The following is a 4,313-nucleotide window of genomic DNA, read 5'->3' on the forward strand; positions in this document are numbered from 1 at the left end:
CTTTTTAAATTTGCTGCTGTTAGCACTTTAGTAGCCGCGACCCTGGTGTTAAGTGGAGTAGGCAACCGTGCGGCTGCTGATAGTACCTATGGCAATATCGACAAAGTGCTGGGCAGTGCCGTGGTTGGCAGTGGTGAGCACTATGGCAATGTGTCACTGGTAAATGGCAGTGTGAAAATCGCCAGCAATAGCAGCGCTAAAACAGTATCGCTGGTTAATGGCGGCATTAAAATGAGTGACGATGTCTCAGTTGACAGTGCTGAAACCGTCAATGGATCGATTGTAGCCGGTCGCAATTTAACCGTTAACGGCAGTGTTACCACGGTAAATGGCGAAATTGTAGTAAAAGATAATGCCAGAATTGCCGGTGATGTAATGACGGTAAATGGTGATATTAGCTTCGACAGCGCGCAGATAGCTCAAAATATCAGTACGGTTAATGGTGATATTAGCCTGGCAGGCAACACCGTGGTTAAAGGCGATGTGGTATTTAAAAAAGCGGGTAAAAAGAAATCATTTTTTGGCTGGGGCAATAATAACCAACCGAGCTTAAATATTGCCGCCAATGTGGTGATAGAAGGCCTGATTATTCTGGAGCAACCGGTAGTGCTGGATTTCGCCAACCCGGCCCTGCAGGCCAAAGTGGTTGAACGCTTTTAAGTGTTCGCTGTTAGGCGCTGCAATAGGCGATGCATAGTCTTGTTATTCCAGTTCTGAATAATAATCTGGGCGCGAAACAGTGCCCAGAGCTCTACCACGCTAATCAGTACCAGCATAGCAATGCCCAGCAAAAACAGTGGGGTAAACAGCAGCACGATACCTATGGTAAACACCAGTAAATTAACCAGGCCGCGCTGCCACTGGCCTAAATAAAAATGATGCAACCCGGCAATAAAACACCAGTTTAAGGTGGCATAGGTATCGGGGTCGCGTAGCAACGGTTTTAATTGCTGATAAAATACTTTACGTTGCTCGTTGGGCAGGGCGGCAACCTGCTCCCGCAACTGTTCTTCTTCGGTATCAACCTGTTGCTGATTTAGCATGACTCATTTCTCCAGCGGGTGGCACCGGCTCAATACACTTACAAAAACTGTCGTGACGGTTACAGCGCTTAATCCGCTGCCAGCCCATTACCACGCCTTTGCGTGAGCCAAAGCGTTTAATTGCGGTGTAAGTATACGCCGAGCAGCTGGGCTCATAATTGCAGTCAATACCAAACCAGCGCATGCCGCCGCCGGTGTTACGGTAGCGACTGATTAGCCATAGCAGCAAACGTTGCATGCTAGCGGCCCAGGGTGACTACCATGGCTTCACGGCTCCAGAACAGCCAGAACCGTTTTTGTTCAATCAGCTGAAACACCACCTGCCAACCCTGTGCTGCCTGAGCATTTAATTCAGCTTCGACTTTTTTTAACGGTAAACCCGACGCACCCAGAAAAATGGTGCCGCAACCGCCCTCGGCGATGTAAATCATTTTGTATTCTTTAAATGCTGTCGCCATTTTACGCTTCCTGTTTCATTGCTTTTAAAAAGGTTAACGCCAAGGTACACGGTATATTTAGCTGTTGGCAAGTTGCAAGCGCTGCAATTACTTTTTACCAAGCAAAAGCAGCTGAACAGCGCCAACCGGTTGCTTGTGTAAGCCAACATGTTTTCTTGCCACGTTAACGGCCACTAGGTAAGCATTCTGGGTTTTAGTTCGCTCGTTGTCGTACAGCGCCTCTTTATCTTTATCAAACATCTCAGCATTTGGGATTTTGGAAATAACACTGGCTAGGTCTGTTGCTTCGGTCAGCAAGTTATCCATAGCTTCAACGACTTCTGCCGGTGCATAAATGTATATTTTATTAATATTCTTTTTGCATAACAGTATTTTATCGGCTTGATCGTGAGTGCCATGCCCCTCGCAGTAAGCTGCATGATTTATTAATGTATCCAGCGAAGCCAAATATTCAGTAACAGCCTCGCGTTCCAGCTGTTCTTTATGATATTCAAGATCAATCTCTTTTTGTCGGCGGTAAGTAACAATGCCCAGCCATGCAGTACCAATAGCTGCAAATACCGCAAGCACATTGGCAATAGATAAAAGATCAGTCATGTCTTTCTCCTGACATGAAGTAGCAAATTCACTACCTGAAATAGTAGTACAACTTTACCCGGTTGGATTGACTCAGCCGTGATTTGTCGTGTCTGGCGATCTGTCTGTACCTTATTTATATTTACTTTAAGTTTACTTAACTCTAAACTCGGCGCCTGCTTAAATACAGGGATGATGCAATGAAAACACTAGTACCAGCATTGATAATGCTTAGCCTTACAGGCTGCGCGACGGTAAAAACGCTGCCTGCCAGCACAACACATATCAGTATTGAGCACGAGGGCAAGAAAAGCTATTGTCAGAGCATACCGCGGATTTACAGCGGTTTTTCCTATAACTTATGTAAGCTTAATGGTGAACCAAGCCGGCAGGTAAATCTCGGAAGCAGCTTTAATAACGTACCGTTTTTTATTATTGATGGCACCTTCTCCTTCGTCGCAGATACCGCTGCACTGCCATACACCCTCTATACCCAGACTAAACACGGCAGCATTGATGTTAATTAGTGCCGGGCGTGAGTTATCCGGTAATGTACCGGTGTCAGGCCAGTGCTGACTTTAAAAGTTTGTAAAAAGGCGAGCATTAGTGTGGTTTGTATGGTTTGGTGTGATGTTGTTAATTAAATTAAAAGGGGCATTACAGGTAAGTTGAAAAATGCTTCAACTTCCATTGTTATGCCCCTTAATTTTTTCATTAACGAGGTTTAGGCGTTAACTTCAGCAAACGGCCCTGGCTTTGTCCTCGCTCATCTTCAAGTACCCACAGCGCACCATCCGGGGCTTCGGTAACTTTGCGGATACGCGCGCCCATACCGTACCGTGCTACCTCTGTTGCCTTCTCACCGTCGAGCTTAATCCGAACTATGCCTTGTGAGGAAAGGCCTGCGGCCAACGCATCGCCCCGCCAGTCAGCAAATAGCTTGCCACGGTAAACGATAAGATCGGCGGGGGATATCACCGGTGTCCAGGTAATTGCCGGTGCGGCAAACTCCGGCCGGGTGTCGTGGTCAGGAATAGGCCTGCCATCATAATGCTTGCCATTAGATACCAGCGGGTAGCCATAATTGGCGGCCCGTTTGACCAGATTAAGTTCATCGCCGCCAGCAGGGCCCATTTCAATAACCCATAACTGGTCATTCAAATCGAATGCTATTCCTAATGGGTTGCGGTGACCAAGTGACCAAATTTGTTGGTAAATGGCTTCGCCGTCAACAAAGGAGTCCGTCTCACGATAATTAACAAAGGGGTTGTCGTCAGGCACCGAACCATCGTCATGCAAGCGCAATATCTTGCCGATTGATGATTGCATGTCCTGGGCAGGGGTAAATTTCTGACGGTCACCGGAGGAAATCCACAAATGCTTATTGTTATCGAACAGCAGACGGTGGCCATAGTGGCCATAGCCCAACACTTTAGGATACTGCCGCCAGATAACCTGCAGGTTTTGCAGCGAACTTCTGCGCCCTTCTTCTACCAGGGTGTCGCGGGCGACAGCTGCACCACGCACGCCACCGACACCGGCTTCGGCATAGCTAATATAGACCAGCTTGTTGTTGGCGAAATCCGGATGCAGTGCTACATCGCCCAAGCCACCCTGACCGCCGTAATCCACATCAGGTAAGCCGCCAACCGGCCGGGATTTTTCTCCCTGCTGGGTAACAATAGTCAGTGTTCCTTTCTTTTCCGTCACAAGCATGCGCCCATCAGGCAGAAAAGCCATCGACCATGGTTCATCAAAACTACTAATTTCTTCAACCTTGAATGGCAATTTATCTTGTGCCGATATAGAAAACGTAAGAAGTAAACCCAGAAGAGACGCAAATAGCTGCCGGCTCATAAAAAACCTCCTGCCTGTGATGTAAAAGTGAGCGTTCAGTATAGCAAAGCCTTTGCAAACTGCAGTTTCGCTATTTGCCTTTCGCGCTTATATCATTGATTAGTGGGTAATTACGCAGATACGTTAGGATCAGATCCGGTCTTTTTAACTTAGGGGTGGGGGTCAGAAGGCAAGACCTGCACCCGCTTTCTTGCTTGCAGGGTCTGAAAAATAACACCTGAAAACCCCTATGATGAAACCGAATAAACTAACTGTTGTGCCCCTGAATTTTTAAATGAATTGCTATATTTTCAGCCAGGTCGCACTATGATTCAGTTAACTCACTACGTTTCATCATAAAAGGAAAGCATTATGACTTTGCATATTGAACTGATCCCAA

At 46.8% G+C, this 4,313-nt stretch carries 7 protein-coding genes; 2 read left to right on the forward strand and 5 right to left on the reverse strand.

Going from position 1 to position 4,313, the window contains the following annotated elements; all coding sequences use genetic code 11:
* Window positions 1–660, forward strand: a 660-nt coding sequence (locus ABY802_RS16040; protein WP_372628132.1) for a hypothetical protein, incomplete at its 5' end; no start/stop codon positions are given.
* Here ABY802_RS16040 and ABY802_RS16045 read toward each other — a convergent pair.
* The 4 genes from ABY802_RS16045 to ABY802_RS16060 form a co-directional block, all read right to left on the reverse strand.
* A complete protein-coding gene (locus tag ABY802_RS16045) occupies window positions 657–1,043 on the reverse strand; it encodes a TM2 domain-containing protein (RefSeq protein ID WP_372628133.1) in 387 nt (128 codons plus the stop codon). The genes ABY802_RS16040 and ABY802_RS16045 overlap by 4 nt on opposite strands.
* On the reverse strand, window positions 1,021–1,281 hold the full coding sequence (gene yidD, locus ABY802_RS16050; protein ID WP_372628134.1) for a membrane protein insertion efficiency factor YidD: 261 nt from the start codon (window positions 1,279–1,281) through the stop codon (window positions 1,021–1,023). The genes ABY802_RS16045 and yidD overlap by 23 nt, the downstream gene beginning before the upstream one ends.
* A 1-nt stretch (window position 1,282) precedes the next feature.
* Entirely contained in the window at window positions 1,283–1,501 is a 219-nt protein-coding gene (locus ABY802_RS16055) for a DUF4177 domain-containing protein (protein WP_290610035.1), read from the reverse strand.
* A gap of 87 nt (window positions 1,502–1,588) precedes the next feature.
* Window positions 1,589–2,098, reverse strand: a complete 510-nt coding sequence (locus ABY802_RS16060) for a hypothetical protein (RefSeq protein WP_372628135.1) — start codon at window positions 2,096–2,098, stop codon at window positions 1,589–1,591.
* Between the two features lie 179 nt (window positions 2,099–2,277).
* On the opposite strand from ABY802_RS16060, the gene ABY802_RS16065 reads away from it, so the two are divergent.
* A complete protein-coding gene (locus tag ABY802_RS16065) occupies window positions 2,278–2,604 on the forward strand; it encodes a YceK/YidQ family lipoprotein (RefSeq protein ID WP_372628136.1) in 327 nt (108 codons plus the stop codon).
* Between the two features lie 187 nt (window positions 2,605–2,791).
* Here the strand turns inward: ABY802_RS16065 and ABY802_RS16070 are convergent, their stop codons facing one another.
* A complete protein-coding gene (locus tag ABY802_RS16070) occupies window positions 2,792–3,934 on the reverse strand; it encodes a PQQ-dependent sugar dehydrogenase (RefSeq protein WP_372628137.1) in 1,143 nt (380 codons plus the stop codon).
* Between the last annotated feature and the right edge of the window lie 379 nt (window positions 3,935–4,313).

Source organism: Arsukibacterium sp. (genome assembly GCF_041616895.1).
Taxonomy (GTDB): domain Bacteria; phylum Pseudomonadota; class Gammaproteobacteria; order Enterobacterales; family Alteromonadaceae; genus Alishewanella.